Consider the following 24,598-nt stretch of genomic DNA (forward strand, 5'->3'; position numbering starts at 1 on the left):
CACATAGAAACTGGTTGAGCTTTCGACAAAAGCCATGCCCCCTGCAATAATGCCCCACGTGACCATGACACGGGCAATCCAGATGCGGGCACCAACTTTATGCAGAATAATGTTGGATGGGACTTCAAATAAGAAATAACCTAAGAAGAAAATACCAGCGCCAAATCCAAGAATCGAAGAGGTGAAGCCCAAATCTTCTTTCATGGTAATAGCAGCAAAACCAATATTGACGCGGTCAATATAAGCAATTAAATACAAAATCATGATAAACGGGACGATACGCCACGTGATTTTACGTATAGTCCGTTTTTCGATATCCATGTCCATGGCTTATCTCCATATAAGTAGCGATTACCTCCCGATCTAGTGGGTGAACACCAAGATCGAGTTTGGCGAAAAGGCTCCCCTTTGTTTCACCGTTTTCCTTACACGGTCGACTTTAAGACTCGCTGGAGTTTCCTTGCTCGAGTGAGATAATTTGTTTGGGGGGTAACGTGATATGGATAATAGAGACTTTGCAAAACGGATGAATCGATATAAAGTTAAATCACTATTGCAAAAAACTGAATAATCATGAGCTCAGATACAGAATTAGCATTCTTCTGTTTACTAATAAAACAAGGAAGTTTGGTTGCAACTGCACGTGAATTAAATTTGACCCCACCCGCAGTATCACGACGTTTAACGCAAATGGAAGAGCGCTTGGGCGTGCGTTTGCTGAATCGAACCACGAGACGGATTAGCCTGACGCATGAGGGTGAGATTTATTATGAAAATGCGCTGCGGATTCTAAAAGAAATAGAAGATATGGAACGCCGAGTGTCCAGTACCCGATTTGCACCCAAAGGTTTAATTCGGATCAATGCGCCTTTGGGCTTTGGACGGTCTTATATTGCGCCCGCCATTTCAGATTTTGCGAAAATATATCCAGAAGTTAAATTCCAATTACAACTTAGTGATCGTCCAGTAAATCTTCCTGATGAAGCGACTGATGTGGTGATTCGCGTTGGTGAAATTCCAGATTCAAGGCTGATTGCCCAGAAACTTGCAGCGAATAGGCGTTTGTTGTGTGCTTCGCCCTTGTATCTTAAAAGTGTTGGAATTCCTGAGACTCCACATGATTTAACTGCCCATCAATGTATTGTAATTCGGCAGAATGAAGCAGCTTATGGCAATTGGCGTTTTAGTTTTGGCGAACAGGTCGAAACCATTAAGGTACATGGCAATTTAAGTACCAATGATGGTGAGGTGGCCCTAAACTGGGCACTAGATGGGCAAGGGATTTTAATGCGCGCAGAATGGGATGTGGCAAAGTATTTACGCAGTGGACGTTTAATTCAATTATTAGAACACTACAATACGCCCCCAGCAGATGTGTATGCTGTGTATTTAGAATGGCTACAAGATTCACCGCGGGTGGCATACTTTTTAAATCACCTTAAAGAATATTTGGCACAGCATGTGGATAATTTGGTACAACATCGACCACTTGCTTGAGAAATAAATGCTGTTTTGTCTTTTAATGATAAGTACATGATATGGATTTAAGGCAATCTCTAATCGTAAAAAACCAAGACTGTTCATAAACAATCTTGGTTTTTAAAACGGCTTTGTTGCACAATCCTACCGATAAGGTCTTATTCCACAATATAATTCTCAAATGAATAAGCCTACACCTAAAATTTATCGTACAACCAATTGATCCACCTACAATTAAGCTTTAATGAATCGAGGAAACATCTCGATTTGGTTTGATCCTATCATCGAATGGTATGCTCAACGAAAAGGCAAACAAGGACGAAATCAAATTTACTCCGACGCAGCGATCCAATGCTGCTTAATGATTAAATCTCTCTTTCGATTGTCTTTACGCATGGTCGCTGGCTTTGTTCAAAGTCTCATCCATCTGTGTGGTCTAGATTGAACAGCTCCAGATTATTCTACAATCTACAGAAGGCAAAGGCATATCGATATTGCGATTGGCTATCAAAAATATAGTAATAGACTACATCTATTTGTCGACTCTACTGGCTTGCAATTTTTAGGTGAAGGTGAATGGAAATGAAAGAAATATCAGCCTGAATATCGCCGCCAAAGGCGTAAATTACATATCGGTATATATGTTAAAACCCTTCAAATTCGAGTAGTTCAACTCACGACTAACAATGTGTGATTCTCAAGTACTTGGTGATTTACTTGATTAAATTCAACATGACAGTCACTCTGTACGCCCTAGTTAGTTAAACAAATAGAAATACGCTCAAAATCATTGATGACTATGAGCATTTGCAATTGTAAATTACTTTTTTGAAAACAGTTCCCTCTCTTTTGCTCGTCGATTTACCATACCGCTAATCTTCACACCATTTTCGTAAATCCAGCGATCAAACTGTGATACTACATTCCGCTTATTAATCCAAGTCAGCATGGTGCTTTTCATAAAGGCAGTTTACTTATTAACAGGGAAATTTCTAAACAATTCCCCTTTAACATGCTTAGGCTATTTGATCCAGAGTTCATCTTTTTGCATCATTTTTAACATTAAATTAAATATAACCAGCGGAGTAACATTTTTTTTGTTAGAGCCGACAACTCTTTGAAAACTAAATTTAACGGTTCGCTCAGGAGCATCCAAATTAACTGGGTAGTTTTGTTTTTCTAAATACAGATGATCTCCTAACATTGGCTCTATACCAGTAATAAAATTAACAATTTGTTGCTCATCACCTTTCATTCGGCATTGAAAATGTAGAAAATTTTTACGCAGTTTTCCAAATAATAATAATATTTTAAGCGCCTTAACCATGTTCTTTTCTTTCAGTGCATCTTGCTGCCTATCATCTTTATAATGAAAATCAAGGAGAGGAATTATTTCATCTGGACGAGTCAGTTTTTTAGCCTTTTCGTAAAGTTCATCAAACCAACTCTCTTCTAAATTCTTACTATAAACATAATTCGTTTTTAAATTAAATTTTTGGCGATCCATCCATTTAGTGCTCATCCATTGACATCGTTGCATCCATTCTTGAGCTTGGGTATCTTCGCTTAAACGACCTTCTCTAAAACTTATCAAACGTTGAAAAGGTGTCAGAGTACTCTTCTCTATACTAAACTTCTTTTCTTGTCGGCCAGCCATCGTAACTGGCTGTGTTTGCTGATAAGAATTAAACCATTTCTGCTGCTGAGTATAACGATTTAGGTTTATGTAGTCTGTACTTGACTTCACTGGGCTAAAACACTGTTCTAATACTTTTTTTGAAATGATACACGGCGAATTATAAATTCGATCGACTGCTAATAAATCCAAAACATGAAGGTAATTTGAAGCCGTTTGCTCAATACTGCTATGCCCCATCCAAGAGGCGAGCACCTGCCATTTATGTTGAATAATCTCTTCTTGAGCACGTGCTTTCATACCAAACAATAAATCCCTCATCTTTTTTGCTTTTACCCAAGGACAATCTGTGTAGGTCTTGATCATTTCTTTTGAACCGAGCAAAGTTATTGCTAGATAGTTAGCAGCACTGTGGCGTAATGTATGAAAACTAAAGCCATGATGCATACCTAATATTTGACTAAACAAATCTACTGTAATTTTGCTGATACATTGATCAGTTAATACACGATGATTCACACTAAAAAGTAGATCATCCTGCTGATTAACCAAATATTGCTCATAACGATGTTGTATGTAACGTTGTACTACTAAAAACTCATGTTCTGACAATGCAATTTTCAATGGTATTTGACGATTCGCACTTCGCGTTTTCAGACGGCGATATGAATTGTCTTGGATATGAAGCGTGATATTATTAAAAACTGTATTTTCTTTTTCTTTATAAAGTAGCTCTGGGCAAATAATATCTTGTATTTTAAGACAACGAACTTCATTTAATCGAAGTCCAGTTCTATAACTTAGTAAATACATCAGCTTTAAACAACTCAGATGATCGACCCACTCTGATGCCGTTGGCTCTTGACTTAAATTTTCTAGTTTTTCCAATAATTTGCCAAATAGCAAAGGACTCACTAGCCGTGCATTGCAAATTTGTAAATGCTTAAAACTTGAATTCTGTAACACCAATACCCCTGGAGCATCATAATTCTCTATACAGAATTGATGAAAATCTTTTAGGCGACCAAAACGGTATTCTGCGCTTTGGTGCATCTTACGAGAGGTTTTTCCTTTCACCGAATCTCGTTGAACTGCTTTTTCATCACGTTCACTGCTGTATTTCAATAGCTGCCGATATAAATCCTCATAGTCATCTATGGATTGTTGCTTTAAATCTAATTTATTGAGCCAAATCTCAAATATAAATTCTTTGCCAAACGATCCTAAGTAGCTTTCAATAGTTGATAATTGAAGCCCTCGTTTTTTTAAATGCATTAACCAGTGAATTAAGCGTAGTTGAGCATCAATTAAAGACTTTTCCTCCGTATTAGCATCAACTATCTTCTCCTCTAACACCCTTCTAGTTTCTTGCCAAAAACGTAGCGTGCGTTCTTCTTTATTCCTCTTTTTATCTAAACGCTCAACTTTTTGACCTTTACGTTTCTTTTGACCAAACAACATCAACTCATACGGAATCGTTTGTAATTTGCTTTGAACAGTCGGAACTTCAGGAAGTAACTGCTCTTGTTCAAAATGAATAGGGCGATTATCTGGTTCTGTGACTTGATTGTAATCATTATTCCACAGCAATCTAAATTCGGATGGCCTTAAAGCAACAGTATTAATCTCTTGCTGAAGCACATTACTCAAAAATATATCTATGCTGAGGTTTGGATTAAATTCGAGTACCATTTGCACATCATTAAATGCACGAAATCCACGGCGTTTAATTTGATATTGCAGATCCCCAAGACTTTTTTTCCTGCCTATCTTACTCAAGCTTTCTAAAATACAATCTTCAACTGAATGTTGCAGACAAAATTCTTTCTGAGTAGCTTTCAACTTTTTTAAATATTGCAAAATGAACTGCGCATATGGGTTAAAAAAAACATGTTTCCATTGGTACAACTTTCCCTGTTCTACATCGTTGCCATATTGAGAGTTTTCAACACGATAATGTAGTAACAATGGATTAGTGATTTTTTTGTAGTCCGAATGGTATAACCGAAAACAATTCAGATCTGTACCAAGCTCAATGGCCTCCTGCAATTGCTTCTGAATAGCAATCAAATGCTGTTCATCTGCACAGCCTGAAATATATATAAAACTTAAGCATAAATTTCCCCATAAGTACTTTGGTTCATTCCAATATTCAAATGAATCTTGCCAATACTGCCTTAATTCCTTAAGTACATGGATATGTAGATGCCCCTGTTCTAACCGTGACTCTGTACTCTCAATTTTTCTAGGCAGTACGATCCGTTTAGTATGTGGATTTAGCTTAATTCTGTATGATTTTTTATCTACATTCTGGTTGAATTGCTTCCTTCTTTTATTAAATTCATCTTCAGTAAATTGCATCAGTTTTGATTGTTCGTCTCGGCTCAACTTTTGACTCAAACAATCAACACTATCTTTAATGTCATGCCATTTTTCAGCGATCTGCTGATCAAGTTTTTGCTGCATTTCTTTCGTCAATACTTCAGGTGGAGAAGGCTGTCTATCTAGCGACTTTTTCACCATTTTATGAATATCAACAAATAGATCATCTAGTTGTGGTTTTATTAGTTCTTTGATTTTTTGCATACAACTATTTTCGCTCTAAGTGTTTAATCGATAAAGATTTGACATTATCTTGCAATTGCTGGCGGGCTTGCTGTACATAGACATTCGGGATAAGTGAAGAATGCGGATGAAAAGCCTCTCGGTCACGTTGGTCATGACCATACAGGGCCTGAATTAAGTGAAAAGCTAATGCTGGTTTACCCTCTTGCTGCTCATGCATCAAAAAGTTCATGTCAAAATGACGTAACCAATTCGAATACATATTCTTTGGAAAGACTCCTTGCATATATGAATTCACCCATTTTCTCGATAAAGGGATTAACTTAATTTTCCTGCTCTGCCATTCTTTGACAGTTATCGGCAAGATATCTTTACTAAAAATGACCTTACCAAAAAGATCATTTACAGTTATCTTCTTCTTTGCAAAGACTTGTCTAAAAAATGAACCGTACGCTTCAATAATTTGTTCTAAAAAGGCAGTGTAATTTTGCAGTGTTTTTATGAAAAAATCAGATAAAGGGATAAAACGACCATCTTTTCTTGCTTTACTATTTTTTTTATCATTCACATATAAAAGCTTGAGCTCAACACAATAATCATCCAAATTCCCCAACAGGTTTTTTTTAGGCCGACTTGCCAAACTCAACAAACTGATATGCCACATCCAACACGCATATGCATTAAGTTGATTAATAATGTGCTTATCTTCTTGGATGTTTTCGTGACAATGTCTATGTAAAATATGGAATTGCTCTTTCACAAAATTGGGTTCAAGTGCCAGTTGGCTCCCTATCCTTCCTATAGATAATGCAGATTGCACTTTGAATTGTTGTTGCAATATTTTTAGTTCAGCCGTGTCTTCAGTAAAATGTGTGGAATGTGGTGTAAGTGCTTTTTCTAAAAAGGCTAGATATGTGCTACTGAGTTGAGTTTTCGGTAGCCCGCCATAATAGATACCAGGCATGTGATGCTGACTATCCCGCCCAGCAATTACATGAGCAAGATATTCATTATATGTTTCATAATATATATGAAAATATAATTGAGCCTGCAGTTTTTCTACAGTGATCGAACCTACAAACCGATTATCAAGCCAATTCTTAAGTTTCGTATTAATGTGTGTTGATGAAATTAGTGGATTCGATGCTTGTTCTATATAGTCAAACCAAGCAGAAGGTAAATGTAGTTGATGTGTCATCACTTCATTCCACCGCACATGATTTAAGCTCTTAATCTTCTGCTCTGTAATTTTAAGATTTAATTTGAGTAAATATTCGCGACGTCTACTTGAACCATTCTGGATCAAAATTCCATCTTGAATAAGCTCGTTAAAATCCATCAGTGCGACGGGTGATAATCCCGTCAAAAGTGACAATAAACATGCTGCAGCGATTGCAGCATCCCTCCAGTGCCCGGATAACTCGGTTCTCAACACATAAACAATTTGCTTCAGTATATCTGGCGCCAAATAATGTGGATTTGTAACAAAAGGAGCATGACGGCGCTGGCGATGCCGCATTAGATGCGTCGCATTATCGCTGAGTATATAATTTAAATTTTTAGACTTTTCATCTTCTGAATAAAACTCCATTTCAGGATCTAATAGATCAACTTCACCCTCTTCATCTTTGTGAAGAGCGGCATCATAAATACTGATCTTTGCGTTATGTCCAATATCTACTTGCTTACCCGTTTTAATTTCACGAAATTTTTTGAGTTCATTTTTCGTCGGCCATTGCAAAACTTTACTTTTTTTTGACTTACGCTGACGATGAACAACACGACGATCATCAAGTCTTTTAAAAATTATTAATAGAGCCGATAAATACTCTATGGCTTGTACTTGTTTGAAATCTTTAATATTAAAAAGTTGATTACGATCCTCCTTTTTCAAGTTACGTTCGTACATGACATAGCGATTTAGTAGCTCACTGCATTCTTGAAATAATTCAGCATGATTAGAATCCAGAACATATCGTGATACATAGCGAAAGAGATCACAAACATGTTTTTGCTTATTCTCAGCTTTATCAATTTTTGCAAATTCTTGATACTGCCGATATGTTAAAAAACTCGCTTGTAGAATCAAATAACGTTCAGACGACAGCTCTTGAGTATTACTAGTAGTCGGGCATGCAAAATAACTTAAAGAAGCTAGATAATAATATTTACCTAATTGTCTAGAACTAGATATATAGCCATATATCTGTTGTGCTTCCTTATATAGAGCATGGGCTTTTTCACGTAAATCATCTGATAGATCGACAAATTGTGTATTCACAACATGATTGCGTAATAAACAATAATCTTTTTGGAATTTTTCTGCTAAATCTAAGAATTGCTCTTCTGTTTCAATCTTTGGCATATTCGCTTTCGCTTAATTTTTTATCAAATTGCATTGGTTAAATTCATTACGATCTGAACAATTTGGTAAAAGTTGATCTTTTATTGAACTCTTTGTCAGCTTAAAAAATCTAGCAAAAAATTTAGCATCCAGCTCTTTCTGAGCTTTTCTCTCAAAGCACAAGTGTTGCTGTGATTTTTCGATAAAATCATCAAGATTATGTATCAACTGTAAGATTGCAACATAATTAGAATGTACACGTAAGCATGGCTCCGTTTGCATTAATAGCAATATTTTTTGCCAAATTTTCACATAGATTATTTTGAACTTTGCTTGTACTACTACTTTCTGGCTCTGCTTAATCTTTTTGATTTTCAGTAGTTCTGAGTTAATTTTTACTATCTTAAATTGAACATTTTGTCGCTCAAAGCAAAAGGGCATGATAAATTGCCCCATAAATATCTCTATATTTTTTACTAAATAGTCAAATTTTAACATTTTTATCGATATAAAAAATGAGCATATCTTTGTATATGAAAATTCATTTAATTTATCAACTAAATTTTCTCAAAATTACAATTATCAACAAATACATATGGTTTACTTATCATGGGTGGTCTAAATTTTAAAAATTCTTCCACTTTTTTTTAGTTTTCTGTTATTACATGAAACAATACCGTTGTATTACATTTTGAAATGCTGTGTATGCAGCATTGATCAAAAAGATTCTCTGCTATACTTACTTCACGTGTAGCATCAATGGAGTTTCGAAATGCTCAGAACCACTGAACAGAAAAAAAAATATATTCAAGCGACACGTGCGCAAAACTATCAAGCCAGCCTAAAGCTTGAAGGCATTACAACGACAGCTCAAACAACTCAACAAAGTAAAGCTGAAATCTTGCAAAAATATAAGAAGTATTCGCAACCCGAAACTTAGTCAGGTGCATGTATGGATAAATATGGGGAAATGGGTGACAGCCTGTATTGTTACCCTGGCACAAATATCCTAAAGAACAAACTCAATATTCATGATGAACAAATTTTAGAACAAGCTGAACTAGAACTGTCTGGATTGGCAAGTAACTTAATTGAATATGCTGAACCACCTTACGACTTACAATACTTAAAATCAATTCATGCGCAGCTCTTTGGCGACTTATACGACTGGGCAGGAAAGTTAAGACAAATCGATATTTCCAAAGGTGACACCCGTTTTTGTAATTTTTCCCGTATTGAAATTGAAACCAATAAACTACTCAAACCGCTTCAAGAAAAAAAATACTTTCAAGGCTTAGCACCACAACAACTGATTCCTCAACTTGCCGACTTGTATTGTGAGCTTAATGTCATACACCCATTCCGTGAAGGTAATGGACGTACACAACGGATTTTCTTTGAGCATCTGATTGCTCATTGTGGTTATGGTATTGATTGGTCTCGCATTGACTCTCAACAACAATGGATTCAAGCCAATATTGAAGGTTTTTATGGTAATTTAAATCCATTAATTAAGATTTTTGAAATATGCTTTATTCAAAATACCTAAAATTTAAGTAGTCGAAGCCCACAATCCTTAATGAGCCATCATCTTTGCTTCAATCCACTGATTAATTTCCCAAATAAACTAACAATCACGATTCTTAGAAATCTTAATACTCTTCGGGTAATTTAGGATCGTAATATTCAGATTACTTATCCAGAATTGAATAGATCGTTAACTTAGATAGACTTTTAAGCAATGTAACTTGCCGCATGTTTATCAACATATGTCTCAAAAAAGTCTGCCCATACATAGATTTATGGCGTTTAGTGCTTAAATTTCAGATTAATCTTCGTCTGATGACCTGAATGGATGTTACAGATTACATGCAGGTGAATTACTCTGTGGCTGTATCATGGCTTTTGTGCAATCCAATCCATTTGATCCGAATGTTCTCTTTTGCAATAAAGCAGCCTCTTCTGCTTTTCCTGAACCAACGAACTATGTCATTGATTTGATTCAACCGACAACAGTGATGCTGAATCAAATCTCCAAAGAAGGGATTAAATGCAAGAAATGTGGTAAGAAAAAGATAGGGGATGGAAGTTATTATCCGTCTAATTGGAACCAGCCCATGAGTCGAGATCAGTTGAGTAAGAATCATTTTAAATGAATAAGAGAAGGATGGCTTACCTCACTTCTCCGAATAACAATGCTATGCTTTTCAACCAAGGTTATAAATTGGCAACTACATTTCATTCTTCTTCATGCTGGTCCTATAGCCTGTAGACAATTACTACATCATTTGCATTCAATGCTCAATACAGCCTGTCAGCAGAACCGCAGCGATACTTTTTTTCGTGCATACATGTAGTGTTTAAATCCATTCATTTTTCAATGATCCTCTGCCGTTTATCACATTTATGGTCGATCTTTAACCTTGTGAAAAATGCACATACCGATCCCTTCAAACTGTCAAATTTATGTATGCATGACATTTAAAGAAAATTATCTGATCAATTTTTTTAGGTAAAATTCATCAAGAAAAAAGTTATTATTATTCATAACATCACCAATAACCACATAAAAACAATAATTTAATAAATTATTCTTCCAATTTTTTTATATTTAGTGTTATTACCTCTAAATCCATGTTTACCACCTTCTATTACATAAGTAATTTAGAAGTATCCACGATATAAATTGCTTGCCCTCACACCTCTCCCCTCTCACGCCCAAAAAATTTATACTGAAAGGCAGATTAAGCCCGTTCGAGTTACATATAGCCGCATGCTATATTGAAAGCATTAAGAAAATATCCTCAATATTTATAGGATTTTTAAAGTATGAACTAATTTTCGAAGAACCCTTTCTAAGTAATGTGACCTATTAGGAAAAATGAAAATACTGAAATCTCCGTATCAACAATCAGTCAAAGTACATCCTGATGATTTTCTGTAACCGATACCCAAGGACTATACCTACCCTTCTGATGTGCTGTGCAACAAAGCCCTCCTTAGCCACACTATAGCTATAGATTAATTCCATTATTTTGTGATTTAATTAAATTATTCATTCTTAAGACCCAATTTAATGGATTTATATTTCACTAAACCAGAAGAAGTTGTGACTCTTTTAGGTGAGCGTTTACGTAAGCAACGACTCTTTCTGGAGATGTCTCAAGCTGAGGTAGCAGCACGCGCTGGTGTCGGCGTGAATACAGTTTCGAATCTTGAAGCGGGACGAAATGTATCTGTTGAAAATTTAGTCCGTATTGCAATGGTCTTGGGTCGATTAAACGAACTTCAGGAACTATTTAAACCTCAGCTTAACAGTGTGAATGACATTCTTCGCTATGAGAGTCAAAGTAAGCGCCACCGTATTAAGAGGAAGGGATAATGCTCAATAGACTTAATGTTTATTACAACGGTTGGGGCGAATCATGGTTATGGGGAACGCTGATTAGTTCAACAGCCACGACAGGTAGACCCACCATTGCTTTTGAATATAGTCCAGAAGCAATACAGCAAGGTGTTGAGCTCTCTTCTTACTTGCTGCCTTTAAAAGGTCTACCATTCAGACAAGGTTTTCCTACTCATCAAATGGGACTCCCAGGTCCAGTCTATGACGCTTTACCAGATGGTTGGGGCATGATGTTGATGGATCGATATTTCAAAAAAATTGGCTTAAATTCAGCACGAATTGGACCTTTGGAGCGTCTGACCTATATTAGTAGTCACGCAATGGGTGCCCTCTCCTTTGAACCTTGTGTTGCTGACATGCAAACCTCAGAAAATATCCCTTTACAACAACTGGCCCAGGAAGTTCAAGAAGTACTCAAAGGTGAAGGTGGTGAATTTCTACAGCATTTATTGGTCATGGGTGGCTCCCCTCAAGGTGCCAGACCAAAAGCGTTGGTTTACCGAGATCCTGTCAATTTAGAGTTTTCGACTCAAGATTCTGATCAACATGAAGCCTGGCTGATTAAGTTTCCTGCTCAGCAAGAGCATCCTGAAGTCTGCGCCATTGAAGCCGTCTATGCAGAATGTTTGCGACTTTGTGCAATTGAGACTCCAGATACCCATTTCTTTAATTTGCCCAATGGTTTAACGGCTTTTGCTTCTAAACGATTCGATCGTCAAAATGGTATGCGGATTCCAATGCAGAGTTTGGCTGCATATACAGGAGCAGACTATAAAGTTCCAGGTAGCCTAGACTATCGCAATTTTCTCCGGGCAACCTTGATGTGTACGCAAGATGTACGAGAAAGATTGCATGCTTTTAAACGTGCTGTGTTTAATGTGCTTTTCAATAATCGGGATGACCATACTAAGAACTTTTCATTTCTCATGGAGAAAAATGGTCAATGGAAATTGGCTCCAGCCTATGATGTGACCTTCTGCGAGGGTCCAGGTGGTTATCATCAAATGGACATTATGGGAGAAGCGCTCAATATTTCCCGAAATGACATACATAAACTCGGTACTTCAGAAGCCAATCTGACCTCTCCAGAAATCGATGAGATCATCCTAGTCATGCGAGAAATTGCACTTCAATTTAGTCAAATTGCACAGCGCCTTTATCCCAATCAAATTCGAGCATCTACCCTAGAGATGATTCAATCACGGATTCAACAAAATGTTGATTTTTTAACTAAAACTTAAACAAAAATACTTATTCAGAGCAGCCATAATATTCTTCCTAAAAAAACAAGGAGCCTTATGATGATACGTTTACTCACTCGCTAAATAGAAACGTGCTGCTTTGAACAGTTAAACATTTAGGTAGGATAATAGAAAACTGGTCCGGCTATTATCACAGTAGTTAGGCTAAAACCAAGAAGTAATGCGTCAAATTAGTAAACGATAAATAGTCAAAAAAGATTTTTTCAAGTCAGGTTAATGAGATGAATGTGAGAATTACTGTCCTAGATAAATTTACAGAAATTGACCAGTCTACTAACCAGATTGTAATTTGAATTACAATAGTTAGTGAAAATGTCTGCTTTTAAATATTTGCTTAACATAACCAAAACTATCTAGAAGATATTTATCTTAAAATCAATTGGTTGAGTATATTTTTTCATGATTAAGATTGGTTTTACCCAGAATCACATTGAGCAATGACACGCTAATAATCAACATTATCCCAAATATCTGCGCATTGGAAAGCTGTACATTGGCGAACAGGCTGGCAAGAATGACTGCTGTCAATGGTTCAAAAATAGTATAAATAGAAGCTTGCGATGCTTTTAAATACTTCAGTCCATAGGTATATAAAGCAAAAGGTAATAACGTGCCAAACACAACTAATAAGATACAGGCAATCACAATATTGAAGTCTAAATTCGAGACCAGACTTTCAATTTCTTGGAAGTGAATAAAGGGAAAAATCGCAAGCGCACTGACCATCATTGAACTGAACAGTAAAAAAGTCGGGCTGTAGTGATCAATAATATCTTTACCAATCACCCCATAAGCAGCATAACAAATGCCCGAGGCTAAACCAAATAGCACCCCCGTCATATTGAGTTGATTATCACCAAGCATCATACATGCAACACCACTCACAGCCACAAAAGTAAGCATAATTGACTTTAACGTTATTTGCTCTTTCAAAAAAATAAAAGAAAGTACCACACTCCAAATAGGAGCTGTATAAAGCAATGCTACTGCTATAGCTGGTCCAACATGTTGTACAGCATTAAAATAACAGAAAGTCATTCCAAGCATACCTAGTAATGATTGAATGACCAATTTAGGAATATCTTTAAATTGCAGTGTTCGTAGAACCTTATAAAGAAAAGGTAAAAAAGCCAATAAACAAATAAATGTACCGACAATCCGTAATCCTGTTACTGAACTATTACTCACGCCTGCATTTGCCAATTGGGTACTGGCAATGCCTAAAGTCCCCCAACCTATTGCCCCCATAATTACCAATAAAGCACCAAACCATTGTGATTGTGTATTCATACTTTTGTTCCCTACAACGAGTTTACAAAGGTCTCATCCAAGAGGATTAGACCGTGACAAGTTTCGCTTTATTGCTCTGAACCAATACGCTCATGCTAAATAAGGCAATCACAATTAAAATAAAGGCTGGTGCTAAAGTACTACCTGTACTGTGAATCAACCATGTTGCAAATAGTGGAATCGTACCGCCCAGCAATGCATTCGCTGTATTAAAACTAAATGCAAAACCAGTATAACGCACATGCACAGGGAAAAGTTCAGTGAGGTATGCAGGCAAACTGCCATCATTCATCGCAAGTAGGCTACAGAAAACCAATTGAATGATGATCATGCCAATAAATGATGTACCAGATAAGAAATAGAACAATGGGAAAGTTAAAATTATAAAGCCTATACATGCCATAGCTAACATTTTATTACGGCCAATACGGTCAGAATATTTACCCATCATAAATACAATGCCGATGTAAAATGCTAAAGAAATAGCCCCAGAAATAAAAGATTCGGTTTTATTTACCCCCAACTCAGTTGACAAATAATTTGGCATGTAGCTAAAAATTAAGTAGAAGGCAGTAGCATTTAACGATGCTATTGCAAACGCTTTAAATAATGGCTGACGGTATTCTGTAAATAATGCTTTAATCGGGAAAGTTTCTTTCTGACTTGTTTTTTGATGTGCCACAAATTCGGGGGTATCTTCAAGTTTGAGACGAATGAAACGACCTATTAAACCCAGTGGTGCAGCCAATAAGAATGGTATTCTCCAGCCGTATTCATATAAGAATGATTCTGACATCCATGCAAACATCGCAGCTGACATTAATGAACCTAACAATAAACCTGCCGCTGTACTGGCCGGCACTAAGCTGGTATATAAGCCCTTTTTATTTTTAGGTGCGTATTCAGCTAAAAAATTTGATGCACCAGCATATTCACCTGAAGCAGAAAAACCTTGGATCATCCGAAAGAAAAGCAATAAAAGCGGTGCAAATATTCCAATAGAAGCATAATTCGGTAAGAGCGCAATACACATAGTTGCCAACGTCATAATCATAATTGACCAAGACAGTGCATGTTTTCGCCCGTATTTATCACCAATATATCCCCAGAAAATTCCACCAAAAGGCCGAACAATAAAGGACAATGCAAAGATGGCGTAGGTTGACATTAATGCAACTACCGGATCGCTACTTGGAAAGAAAACCAAAGCAATCACAGTGGCTAAAAAACCATAAGCCGCATAATCAAACCATTCGACAAAGTTACCAATAAAACTCGCAGTGGCAACACGTTTTAAAGTGTTTTGATCAGATTTAGCTTTTTCATTCATATTATTTTCTCCACCAAAAAAGGCATCCCGATTTGGGATGCCTTGTGACTTATGCCTTGATAATGTTGTGCTCAGGGCCATAAGGGAATTTAGTGATATTTTCAGTGCCTGATTCAGTCACCACCAAAATGTCATGTTCACGATAACCGCCCGCACCTGCCATACCTTGTGGCAACATAAGCATTGGCTCCATTGAAATCACCATTCCAGGTTCAATCACGGTATCGATATCTTCTCGAAGCTCTAAACCTGCTTCACGACCATAGTAGTGGGAAAGTACGCCGAATGAATGCCCATAGCCAAAAGTACGGTATTGAAGCAAACCTTCTTCACGGTAAATTTCATTTAATTCATTAGCAATATCACAGCACCGCGCACCAGGTTGAATCAGTTTCAAACCTGCCTCATGCACTTTGACATTGGCTTGCCAAATTTTTAACGAAGCATCATCACAATGACTAAAGAACTGAGTCCGTTCAAGTGCAGTGTAATAACCCGCGATCATTGAAAAGCAGTTCAGACTTAAAATATCGCCTTTTTGCACTTGACGAGTAGTCACAGGGTTGTGTGCCCCATCAGTGTTAATGCCTGATTGGAACCAAGTCCAAGTATCCATTAATTCTGAATGCGGGGAACGTTTAGCAATTTCACGCACCATCGCTTGTGTCGATGCCAACGCGACTTCGTGCTCGTGCACTCCTTCTTTGACAGCCGCTGTTAAGGCAAAACCGCCAATATCACATACAGCTGCGCCATGTTTAATGTGCGCAATTTCTTCTAGAGATTTCACCATACGCAGCTTCATACAAGCAGCACTAATATCGACAAATTCAACATTTGGCAAGAATGCTTTCAGCTTGTTTAATCGCTCAATCGGCAGATGATCAAACTCAACCCCTACACGACCTTTGTTGGGAATTTCTTGTGCAACAGCACGGAAATAGTTATCACGCTGCCAATCGGTATAGACCACATTGTAGTCACCTACTGTACGACGCCAAGGTTGACCACCATCAATATTGGCAGAAATACTCACCACCTTTTGATCTGTAACTACTACACCAAAAAAGCGACCAAATGAGCAATACAGGAAATCAACGTAATAGTTGATGTTATGCATAGAACTGAATAAAACTGAATCAACTTGTTGATCCGCCATCATTTGACGTAATTTTCTATGACGGTTTTCATATTCTTCTTTTGAGAATGTTGATTGTACCTTTTCACCATTTTCAATTGTTAAAAGTGCAGGTAACGAGTCTTGGTGAACCTTCGCTTGGATATTCATAGTGGATACCTTAGGGGGTAAGTGTTGGTATGAATTAAGCTTAGGTATTTTTTTAGAGGGTTTATTTTCAAAAAACGCTAAAAAGTTGTCAGAATACGACAAATCAAGAGGCCAGTTCCAAAATGCCACGTTCATTTTTTGGCGAATAACCAAAAAGATTTTTGTAAGCTTTATTAAAACTTGATGCATTCGCAAAGCCACAAGCCAATGCTACATTCGACACGCTCATGCTAGACTGTTTTAATAAATTCTGCGCGTGGGTTAAGCGCATCTTTGAATAATATTCTTTGGGTGAACAACTAAAATGCATTTGAAACAACCTTTCCAATGTTCGTGTTCTGCTATGAATCAACTGACAAATTTCTAAGATATTTAAAGGTTCATTAATGTTATTTTCCATTAAACGGAGAGCTTCTTTGACTGCTGGCTGAATACTATTTCCCTGATTTGGGATAGGTTGATGTTGAATATCAGTATTTTCACGTACATGATGCACAATAAATTGTTCACAAATTCTTTTAGCCAATCTGGCACCGTAATGCTGCTCTACAAGCTGTGAACACATATCAATAGATGCAAGCCCACCCGAGCAGGTATACCTCATCCGATCCAGACTAAAAATATATGAATTAAAATGGACCTGAGGAAACTCCTCTTGTGCTGCCAAAGAATTCTCCCAATGTAAACTGGCCTGATAACCATCAAGTAAACCAGCACTCGCCAATACATATGCCCCAGTGCAAATTCCACCTAGAGCAATATTGGCTTGATCCAAACGCTTTAAGAATGTTTTATGCGTCAGAGTGTTCAATTTAAAGAGCTGAAAACCACCACACACAAATACAATATCCATTGAAAGAAGATGTAGCATTTGACAGGTATGTTGTATCTGTAAACCATTACTGGCACAAGTATGATGCCCCTCTAGACCCGTTACATTCCATTGATATAAATGTTTTTTTTCAACGTAATTTGCCATACGAAAAACTTCAATGGCATTTGAAAATGCAATCATTGAAAATCCATCGAGAAGTAAAAAACCTACCCGCTTTGCCTGAAAAGGAGTTTTCACTATAGAAATCGCTTTAAACCAAATTCCCTTTTATAGCAAATTGTGTACCAAGTTTAATTTTCTGTTAAATACGCAATTTGAAGATGTCTTTTATTCTTCATATTTACTTATATTTCATGAAATTCGATATTGAAATGTATTTTTAACATTCAATACACTCGTCGGTTTGCCATCGACTAATCTCGGCTGATACTTAAAATTAAGTGCAGCCTGTATTGAAGGGCGTACAAACATCGGGTGACAATCACCTTGTGCTTTTGGATTTTCAACTCTTCCTTTTTCATTCACGCTATATATAACTGTACAGTCCCCTTCAATCTTTCGATCTAAAGCTGATTCAGGATACGCAGGTGCAATTTTGGAAACCGGTTGATAGTTTTTTACATCAAAAGTCGCTGTTTCGCTGGATTGTGCTTTTGATGTTGTCGGCTTGTCATTCATAGACTGCGTTGCAAGGTTTGACTTCGGTTCAATCTCTGCTACTTTCTTAGTTTCTGTTGTTGTACTTGGTTTTTCAGTTGACACCTGCTGTGGTTGTTTATTAGAAACAGTTGCAACTTTCTCACTTTGGGATTCCACAAACTTCTTGTCAGTTTTCTGCTGTATTTCTTTAGGCTGCTCAACCTGCTTTTTTTGAGTAAGCTGATCAGCAACTTTTTTCTCAACCACTGCTTCAGGCTGTTTTACTTTTGGCTGCTCTTGGACTGGTGGTGACAGTTGAATAAATTGTAATTGGATCGTTTTCGGCTGAGGTTCTTTGAGTGTTTCATGCATTTCAACCGTACCAAGCCAGGCAATCACCGCAATATGTAATCCTGCTGTGACCGTTAAAGCTAGCCCCTGATCACGAAACCTGATTTTTGATGCTATTGCCATCATGATTGTGGTTCCTCCGTGATTAAGCCCAAGTTGGTCACACCACTCTTCTGTAAGACTGCAATGGCCTGTGCAACTAATTGATAGTCAGCATTCTGATCTGCACGAACATAGAATTGTAGGCTTTGATCTTTTTGGATCATGGGTATTAATTTTTGTTGCATACTGCTTAAATCAATCGCTTGGTCAGTCACTTTTTCTGTATTCACTTCTGAACCAATATTCCAGTAATACTGGCCATTCGCCTGAATGGATAGAGTCACGATACGCTGCTGTTGTGACGCTGGCATGACATCGGCATTGACTTTAGGTAAATCAATTTTAATCCCTTGTGTCAGCATCGGTGCGGTCACCATAAAAATCACCAACAGCACCAGCATGACATCAATATAGGGGACTACATTCATCTCTGCATTGGGTTTCAACTTTTGAGGACGCTTGATCATGACTAATACTCCTTAACGCGAACTGCGCTCAGTATGTCCAAGCAAACGGTAAATTCTGGTTTGTAACTCATTGGCAAAGCCGTAATAGCGACTAGATAACTTGTCAGCTCGTGCCGAAAACCGGTTGTAAGCCACTACAGCCGGAATGGCTGCAAATAGGCCTATTGCGGTCGCAATCAAAGCTTCTGCAATGCCTGGTGCAACGGTATTTAAAGTCGCCTGCTCAACGCCAGATAGTCCAATAAAAGCATTCATAATGCCCCAAACCGTTCCAAACAAGCCGATGTAAGGACTAACAGAGCCTACTGTTGCAAGGAAAGTAAGATTTTGTTGGAGCTTTTCTTCTTCTTCACTGATGCTACTGAGTAACCGACGTTCTACACCATCGATTACATCAGCCGTAGTAAGCTGTTCATCTTTTATCAGTTGATGATATTCATCTACCCCATGTTGAAAGATACTGACCACCCCTTTGTGCTGTTCGGACTGTTGGTATTCCTGCTGTAATAGGTTTAAATCTTTTTGCTGTCTAAAGTTCTTTAAAAAACGGTGCCAAAGTTGTTCTTGTCCACGCAGTAACATGCCGTGGCGTACAATGAGATACCAGCTCACCATGGAAGCTAAGACTAGAATCATCATCACGATTTTGACTAATACACTGGCATGACTAATCAGCATCCACACTGACATTTGATCCATTGTTGCTTGCATAACGCTCCCCAATTTTTTAATTGCTGCTTGCTGCAGCGTAGGTATTTATAAAAGTGGGCTGTGCTTTGCTACACCAGCCCATATACTGAATTAGCATTTAGTCCAAGTGCAGGGCTTGTGCTATTTTTTCCCAAGGAACGTACTTAAAGTTCTGGTTGCTTTCTGGCATACGTTTGCGTCCGTCTTGTACCACCAGCATGCCTTGTTTCCACTTACCGCCAAAATCTTGAGAACTCACATCCAAACCGTCGGTTTCTGAAACGGCATCAATCCCTTTTTCAGTGTTAATCCCTACTCGGAATGCGCCCCGAACTGTATACGGTGCTTTGCTATCCACAACCACAAAACTGTCATTGCCTTGACTAGATACCACTAGGTAACTTTTGTCTTTTGCGTGATAAAGTCCCATGCCTTCAATGTCGTCATATAAGACATCTCCCACAGCAAGTACTTGCTGCATCGGTAGCTGAGCCTTTGGATTAAGATCTTTAACCCATACTGCAACATCTTCTTCACCTAAGAAAATGCGTCCAGTGGCATCGTCGACTACACAACCTTCAGGTTGCGTTTTCACGGAAAAACGTTGGACTTCTTGAGCCTGCAATTTCTGCTGTGTTGCGGTAATGTGATACTGAATAAACGTGCCATTTTTATCGTTCGGAATGGCATAGATTTCACCTTGAGCATCGCGGTACATACAGATGCCATAGATGTCATCTAGCGTTGTTGGAAGCTCGCCAAGTACTGAAACCTTGCCTGTGTTAGGTTGGATCGCAAAGACATGCAGACTGTTATGGTCTCGGTTCGATGCCACCGCCAGATCAACAGTCTGATTACCCCACTTAAAACCATGACGGACATCGACATTGTTCAACCGGCCTACAGGCAGGTACTGCACCGTTTTCCCCTGTAAGTCATTCACCTGCAAGCCCCCTTGTTTGTCTGTAGCTAAAATGCGGGACTGGCTCGGCTGTGCTGCGTTATGCCAAATGGCAGGATCATCAGCAGCATCCCCTGTGCTTGGGACACCCTCAGTTTGGACTTCTGCAGGGATCGTGACAATATTTGCTGTGCGCTGGGTTGCCTGCGTTGGCCATTCAAGCTCTGTGGTCTTGGCAGTTTTATCATCTAAAATCAACAAAGCTTTATCGCTAGCATTGCCACGAATACTTAGACTCTCGGCTTCTTTTACTATATCCAGCACTAAGGGGGCTAATCCGTTCCAGTGCTTATCCTGCTTTTGATAACGATAAAGTAATGGTTTTTCCTCATCTAATACCGCTACCTGATCATCCACAATCGCAATGGCAGAAGGTGTACCTTGAATCGAACCAAAAGGTTCTACGAGGTCAACAGCTTGGCGTACCATGTCCGCTTCAGAATGCGCAGGATATGCCCAAACCCCCACATTCGCTTCGTTAATGAATAATTCAGCCGTAGCATCATTCACTTTACAGACACTACTCGCGGGCGGAAAACTTAAACGTCGGACCAGTTTGGGTTGCTCAAGTGCTTTTTCATGATTGGCAACCAACCATTGCTCACCAATCCCCTCTTCGCCCACCAAGAATGCAAAACTTAAACCTTGTGGGTCGGTGTATAAGCAGATATCCTCGGACTTAAAGGTACGTTTTGGAATAAAAACCGATTTATCCCAGCTTTTGTTCTGCAAGTTCATACTCAAGAGCTGAATTTGCTGTTGTTGCAAATTCAAGGTAGCAATCAATAAACGCTCTGCACCAATGCGATAATCAAAACGTCCAAACTGACCCTGAATTTGATGCAAGACATTTTGTTCATCGTCTAAAATCTGCAACCCTTTATTTTTACTCGTTAACACTCCAGCAACTTCAGGCCAGGTACTCAAACTTAACCATTGCATATCTTCAGCTTTAGCATCATTGATGTCGACTTCACGTAACTGTAGCTTTGCTGCTTGCGGTTGATCTAGCTGAGATGTTGAGGATTGAAGCGCTGTGCTACTCGGAGCCGATGCTAAAATACCGTGTTGACTACATGCCGTCAGCAAGCATAAGCAGCTGGTTAAAACCGACAACTTAAAACATGAAACATTCATAGAAATACTCAAAATTGGGTTAAACCGCCTCAGGTCTTCTCATGTAGAGAAAACCTCAGGACTAATATTTAATTCGGCTTAGAAATGGGTATAGGTCAGTGCAAGCTTGTAAGCTGGACCATATTCTTCGTATTGCGCGTTATAGGCTTTAGAACCAGAATAGTTGTAATAGACTTCATCGGTTATATTCTGCACATCAAACTTCAACTGCAGGTTTTTTGATAAATTCAGGTGACTACTGAAATCGAGAAAGACTTGGTCATCGGTATAAATGTCTTTTTCAGGCGCATCGATGTCACCCAATTCATACAAATAGCTCGATTTATAGTTTACAGAAAGACGTACGCCAAAGCGTTCATTTTCCCAGCCCAGCATGAGATTACCCACTACATCGGACTGGTTCGGCAGATGAATACGACGACTTAGCAGCTCGCCATCTTTCATCGAATCGATATCAGCCTCAGACTTACTGAAAGTCGTATTAAAGCCCAGTAACATCCCATTCCATGGCGCTGCTAAGTGGTCAAACTTCTGTGAATAAGCAAATTCCATCCCATACAGTTTGGCCTGATTACCATTTTTATAAGTAATTGCTTCATCAAAGTCAGCCCATTGCCCTGTCCCAGCAATATTGGTGTTGTAAATGAAGTTATCGATATCTTTATAGAATGCATAGAAGCCGACCATGCTGGCTTGCCCCAAATACTTTTCTACCCCTAAATCGAAGTTCGAAGACTCCAATGGCTTCAACATTGGATTACCAAACTCAGCCTCATCACCATCGATATATACACCTGGTGCACTTTGTGCAAAGTTCGGTCGTACTACACTATTGGTCCATGCAGCACGAAGATAGGCATTGTCTGCGAGTTGATAACGGAAATGTAAACTCGGCAACCAATGATCATAGTCATTTTCATATTGGGTGGATGTGATCACATCATCATTAAACTCAAAACCACGCGCTTTAAATTGGGTGTTCTCATAACGTAATCCGGCAATCACGCGAAGTTGGTCGAAATCGACCGTATTCATCAAATAGGCGGCTTGAATGTCTTCATTCGACTTAAAATCGTTAATGATTGAACCATCTGCCACGACATAGTCATTGGCGTTGAGACCGCTAATTTTGGCTTTGATCGCATCTACATTTAGGCTGGGACCAAACTGGCCGAGTTCATAGTCACTATTGGAGTTAAAGTCCGAACTTGAGGTACTCAAGTCTTCGTACTCCCACTCATCGGTATTGTTGGTCTTTTCCCGTTGACTAATCTTGCCGCCAAACTTAAACGATGCGGCATAATTACCTAACATATAGTCTTTGAGAAAATCTAGCTTTGCGTTGTACTCTTTATCCGTGGTTTTGGATTGTTCCCAAGAAATCGAATCCAACTCATAGTTCGCAGCATCGTAAAAGTCCTGATCTGCCGTAATCACTGGTTTTTGTGTACTGCTAAAACCAACATTACTTAATTCTGCCTTGTATTTTGCCCCAGAAATTCCGCCTGGATTTTCCTCTGATGCTTCGCTATAGCCCAACTGTCCTTCAACGGTCCAGGTACCGAACCCTTGTTTACCGCCTAAAACAAAAGACTGAATTTCTTGAGTCTCCTCTCTGCTTTTCAATGAACGAGTCACTTCTGCATCACCTCTTTGTCCAGCCAGCAGTGGATCAGAAAACTCAGCTGCGACTTCCTGACGCGATTCGGTATCTTTAAAACGACTGTATAGGGTTCTTAAATAATATTCCCCCGTATCGTTAGGACGGTAATCAAAATTTAGCCCTGCACCGATGCGCTCTCGCTCGATATCATATTGACGCATTGCCGTTTCTTCGAGCGCATGACCATCCCATGCGCCACCAGTTTCAACGTTATCAGAACCAAACTTTCGATTTTGATAACTCAGGGCCAATGCCACCCCGAGGTTATCCTGACCTTCACCTACACTAAAACGGTTACTGATCGCACCTGATGCTTTAGGGCTATATTTTTCCCGTTTGTCATCATAACTGCCTTCAATTGTACCGGTATAAAACAAGCCATCATGATCAAAAGCCGATAAACTTTCGACCTGAACGGTCCCACCTAAAGAATTAGCATCCATATCTGGAGTCAGGGTTTTGACCACAGCCAACGATTGCACCAACTCCGATGGCAATACATCCAGTGCTACACCACGACGGTCACTTTCAGGTGCAGGCACGAGGGTTCCATTAATGGTGACTGAATTGAGATCCGCCCCCAAGCCCCGCACTGAAACAAAACGTCCCTCGCCTTGATCACGTTCGGTAGACACCCCTGGAATACGTTGTAAAGCTTCTGCTGCATTATCATCGGGTAATTGTCCAATTCCATCAGCATGTACCACACTGCTGATCTGGTCCGCACGTTTTTGTTCTTTTAGTGCTTTATCCATACTTGCTGCTTGTCCAATGACCTGCACGTATTCCACATTATTTTCTTCCTGAGCATGAACATGTGTCAGGCTTAACATTGACAAGACCAGTGTGCTGAGCTGAAAGCCCGCACGTTTATTTCTCATTAAACGGCTATTCAGATTGCTCATTGTATTCTTCCCCTCAAGCCAAAGTGGCATGGTTTGAGCGCACAATAAAAAGTGAATATGAACAGGATGTGACAACCAAGATTCCCTCCCTCTCCATTTGGACCTTTTTCTGGATTTTTTGCCACAAAATGAGCTGATTTGATCTGTCTAAATCTATTCTTTGACGAATTAAAAGGTACATATTTACTGTAAATACAGGGTTTTCCCTTACTTTCAGAATTAAAAGCTCAAAATAGCCTGATCTGTTT

The 24,598-nt window shown here is 38.7% G+C and carries 20 protein-coding genes and 1 pseudogene; 7 read left to right on the top strand and 14 right to left on the bottom strand.

All coding sequences use genetic code 11. From position 1 onward, the window contains the following. Window positions 1-327 (bottom strand): MFS transporter (locus tag GWK51_RS15990; RefSeq protein ID WP_161934456.1); only part of this gene is annotated, 327 nt, incomplete at its 3' end. A 246-nt stretch (window positions 328-573) separates the two neighbouring features. Here GWK51_RS15990 and GWK51_RS15995 point away from each other — a divergent pair. Both GWK51_RS15995 and GWK51_RS16000 read left to right on the top strand, forming a co-directional pair. Then, entirely contained in the window at window positions 574-1,497 is a 924-nt protein-coding gene (locus GWK51_RS15995; RefSeq protein WP_161934457.1) for a LysR family transcriptional regulator, read from the top strand. A gap of 163 nt (window positions 1,498-1,660) precedes the next feature. After that, window positions 1,661-2,201 (top strand): annotated as a pseudogene (locus GWK51_RS16000) (IS5 family transposase); the annotation flags it as partial. A 98-nt stretch (window positions 2,202-2,299) separates the two neighbouring features. Here GWK51_RS16000 and GWK51_RS16830 read toward each other — a convergent pair. Genes GWK51_RS16830 through GWK51_RS16015 form a run of 4 tightly spaced genes read right to left on the bottom strand, consistent with a single transcriptional unit; the run spans window position 2,300 to window position 8,522 of the window. Beyond that, complete coding sequence (locus GWK51_RS16830) at window positions 2,300-2,440, bottom strand: glycoside hydrolase family protein (protein WP_372531162.1); 141 nt, start codon at window positions 2,438-2,440, stop codon at window positions 2,300-2,302. A 60-nt stretch (window positions 2,441-2,500) separates the two neighbouring features. Continuing rightward, on the bottom strand, window positions 2,501-5,701 hold the full coding sequence (locus GWK51_RS16005; RefSeq protein WP_002046149.1) for a site-specific integrase: 3,201 nt from the start codon (window positions 5,699-5,701) through the stop codon (window positions 2,501-2,503). A gap of 4 nt (window positions 5,702-5,705) precedes the next feature. Beyond that, window positions 5,706-8,045 carry a hypothetical protein gene (locus tag GWK51_RS16010; RefSeq protein WP_002058482.1) on the bottom strand — a complete coding sequence of 780 codons (2,340 nt, stop codon included), beginning with the start codon at window positions 8,043-8,045 and terminating at the stop codon, window positions 5,706-5,708. Window positions 8,046-8,057: 12 nt separating this feature from the next. Beyond that, the gene (locus GWK51_RS16015; RefSeq protein ID WP_000911011.1) at window positions 8,058-8,522 is read right to left on the bottom strand and encodes a hypothetical protein; all 465 of its coding nucleotides are present in this window, start codon (window positions 8,520-8,522) and stop codon (window positions 8,058-8,060) included. A gap of 274 nt (window positions 8,523-8,796) precedes the next feature. Between GWK51_RS16015 and GWK51_RS16020 the strand changes: the two genes are divergently transcribed. The 5 genes from GWK51_RS16020 (at window position 8,797) to GWK51_RS16040 (ending at window position 12,671) form a co-directional block, all read left to right on the top strand. Then, window positions 8,797-8,964: a YhfG family protein gene (locus tag GWK51_RS16020; RefSeq protein WP_002125865.1), complete on the top strand. Its 168-nt coding sequence runs from the start codon at window positions 8,797-8,799 to the stop codon at window positions 8,962-8,964. 12 nt (window positions 8,965-8,976) lie between these two features. Next, window positions 8,977-9,573 (top strand): putative adenosine monophosphate-protein transferase Fic, encoded by a 597-nt coding sequence (locus GWK51_RS16025; RefSeq protein WP_004658347.1) that lies wholly within the window; start codon window positions 8,977-8,979, stop codon window positions 9,571-9,573. A 349-nt stretch (window positions 9,574-9,922) separates the two neighbouring features. Further along, a complete protein-coding gene (locus GWK51_RS16030; protein ID WP_004726728.1) occupies window positions 9,923-10,180 on the top strand; it encodes a hypothetical protein in 258 nt (85 codons plus the stop codon). A gap of 920 nt (window positions 10,181-11,100) precedes the next feature. Further along, a complete protein-coding gene (locus GWK51_RS16035; protein ID WP_000366814.1) occupies window positions 11,101-11,406 on the top strand; it encodes a helix-turn-helix domain-containing protein in 306 nt (101 codons plus the stop codon). Next, window positions 11,406-12,671, top strand: coding sequence for a type II toxin-antitoxin system HipA family toxin (locus GWK51_RS16040; protein ID WP_161934458.1), 1,266 nt, complete (start codon window positions 11,406-11,408; stop codon window positions 12,669-12,671). Before GWK51_RS16035 ends, GWK51_RS16040 begins: the two co-directional genes overlap by 1 nt. Window positions 12,672-13,067: 396 nt before the next feature. On the opposite strand, the gene GWK51_RS16045 is transcribed toward GWK51_RS16040, so the two are convergent. The 9 genes from GWK51_RS16045 to GWK51_RS16085 form a co-directional block, all read right to left on the bottom strand. Beyond that, entirely contained in the window at window positions 13,068-13,982 is a 915-nt protein-coding gene (locus GWK51_RS16045; RefSeq protein WP_161934459.1) for a DMT family transporter, read from the bottom strand. Window positions 13,983-14,028: 46 nt separating this feature from the next. Next, window positions 14,029-15,312 carry an MFS transporter gene (locus GWK51_RS16050; RefSeq protein WP_161934460.1) on the bottom strand — a complete coding sequence of 428 codons (1,284 nt, stop codon included), beginning with the start codon at window positions 15,310-15,312 and terminating at the stop codon, window positions 14,029-14,031. A 49-nt stretch (window positions 15,313-15,361) separates the two neighbouring features. Beyond that, complete coding sequence (locus tag GWK51_RS16055; RefSeq protein WP_161934461.1) at window positions 15,362-16,600, bottom strand: M24 family metallopeptidase; 1,239 nt, start codon at window positions 16,598-16,600, stop codon at window positions 15,362-15,364. A gap of 103 nt (window positions 16,601-16,703) precedes the next feature. Continuing rightward, window positions 16,704-17,672 carry a GlxA family transcriptional regulator gene (locus GWK51_RS16060; RefSeq protein ID WP_161934462.1) on the bottom strand — a complete coding sequence of 323 codons (969 nt, stop codon included), beginning with the start codon at window positions 17,670-17,672 and terminating at the stop codon, window positions 16,704-16,706. 114 nt (window positions 17,673-17,786) lie between these two features. Beyond that, window positions 17,787-18,551, bottom strand: coding sequence for an energy transducer TonB (locus tag GWK51_RS16065; RefSeq protein ID WP_171519193.1), 765 nt, complete (start codon window positions 18,549-18,551; stop codon window positions 17,787-17,789). Then, window positions 18,548-18,994, bottom strand: coding sequence for a protein TolR (gene tolR, locus GWK51_RS16070; RefSeq protein ID WP_161934463.1), 447 nt, complete (start codon window positions 18,992-18,994; stop codon window positions 18,548-18,550). The genes GWK51_RS16065 and tolR overlap by 4 nt, the downstream gene beginning before the upstream one ends. A gap of 12 nt (window positions 18,995-19,006) precedes the next feature. Continuing rightward, entirely contained in the window at window positions 19,007-19,705 is a 699-nt protein-coding gene (gene tolQ / locus GWK51_RS16075; RefSeq protein WP_161934464.1) for a protein TolQ, read from the bottom strand. A 97-nt stretch (window positions 19,706-19,802) separates the two neighbouring features. Beyond that, window positions 19,803-21,782 carry a phytase gene (locus GWK51_RS16080; RefSeq protein ID WP_161934465.1) on the bottom strand — a complete coding sequence of 660 codons (1,980 nt, stop codon included), beginning with the start codon at window positions 21,780-21,782 and terminating at the stop codon, window positions 19,803-19,805. A 78-nt stretch (window positions 21,783-21,860) separates the two neighbouring features. Beyond that, window positions 21,861-24,350: a TonB-dependent receptor gene (locus tag GWK51_RS16085; protein WP_161934466.1), complete on the bottom strand. Its 2,490-nt coding sequence runs from the start codon at window positions 24,348-24,350 to the stop codon at window positions 21,861-21,863. Window positions 24,351-24,598: the final 248 nt, after the last annotated feature.

Origin of the sequence: Acinetobacter kanungonis (assembly GCF_009939195.1) — a bacterium.
In the GTDB taxonomy this organism is placed as follows: Bacteria; Pseudomonadota; Gammaproteobacteria; order Pseudomonadales; family Moraxellaceae; genus Acinetobacter; species Acinetobacter kanungonis.

Coding starts and splice junctions, on each gene's coding strand:
- GWK51_RS15995 (WP_161934457.1), top strand. CDS start 574: ATGAGCTCAGATACAGAATTAGCATTCTTCTGTTTACTAATAAAACAA.
- GWK51_RS16830 (WP_372531162.1), bottom strand. CDS start 2,440: ATGAAAAGCACCATGCTGACTTGGATTAATAAGCGGAATGTAGTATCA.
- GWK51_RS16005 (WP_002046149.1), bottom strand. CDS start 5,701: ATGCAAAAAATCAAAGAACTAATAAAACCACAACTAGATGATCTATTT.
- GWK51_RS16010 (WP_002058482.1), bottom strand. CDS start 8,045: ATGCCAAAGATTGAAACAGAAGAGCAATTCTTAGATTTAGCAGAAAAA.
- GWK51_RS16015 (WP_000911011.1), bottom strand. CDS start 8,522: ATGTTAAAATTTGACTATTTAGTAAAAAATATAGAGATATTTATGGGG.
- GWK51_RS16020 (WP_002125865.1), top strand. CDS start 8,797: ATGCTCAGAACCACTGAACAGAAAAAAAAATATATTCAAGCGACACGT.
- GWK51_RS16025 (WP_004658347.1), top strand. CDS start 8,977: ATGGATAAATATGGGGAAATGGGTGACAGCCTGTATTGTTACCCTGGC.
- GWK51_RS16030 (WP_004726728.1), top strand. CDS start 9,923: ATGGCTTTTGTGCAATCCAATCCATTTGATCCGAATGTTCTCTTTTGC.
- GWK51_RS16035 (WP_000366814.1), top strand. CDS start 11,101: ATGGATTTATATTTCACTAAACCAGAAGAAGTTGTGACTCTTTTAGGT.
- GWK51_RS16040 (WP_161934458.1), top strand. CDS start 11,406: ATGCTCAATAGACTTAATGTTTATTACAACGGTTGGGGCGAATCATGG.
- GWK51_RS16045 (WP_161934459.1), bottom strand. CDS start 13,982: ATGAATACACAATCACAATGGTTTGGTGCTTTATTGGTAATTATGGGG.
- GWK51_RS16050 (WP_161934460.1), bottom strand. CDS start 15,312: ATGAATGAAAAAGCTAAATCTGATCAAAACACTTTAAAACGTGTTGCC.
- GWK51_RS16055 (WP_161934461.1), bottom strand. CDS start 16,600: ATGAATATCCAAGCGAAGGTTCACCAAGACTCGTTACCTGCACTTTTA.
- GWK51_RS16065 (WP_171519193.1), bottom strand. CDS start 18,551: ATGATGGCAATAGCATCAAAAATCAGGTTTCGTGATCAGGGGCTAGCT.
- tolR (WP_161934463.1), bottom strand. CDS start 18,994: ATGATCAAGCGTCCTCAAAAGTTGAAACCCAATGCAGAGATGAATGTA.
- tolQ (WP_161934464.1), bottom strand. CDS start 19,705: ATGCAAGCAACAATGGATCAAATGTCAGTGTGGATGCTGATTAGTCAT.
- GWK51_RS16080 (WP_161934465.1), bottom strand. CDS start 21,782: ATGAATGTTTCATGTTTTAAGTTGTCGGTTTTAACCAGCTGCTTATGC.
- GWK51_RS16085 (WP_161934466.1), bottom strand. CDS start 24,350: ATGAGCAATCTGAATAGCCGTTTAATGAGAAATAAACGTGCGGGCTTT.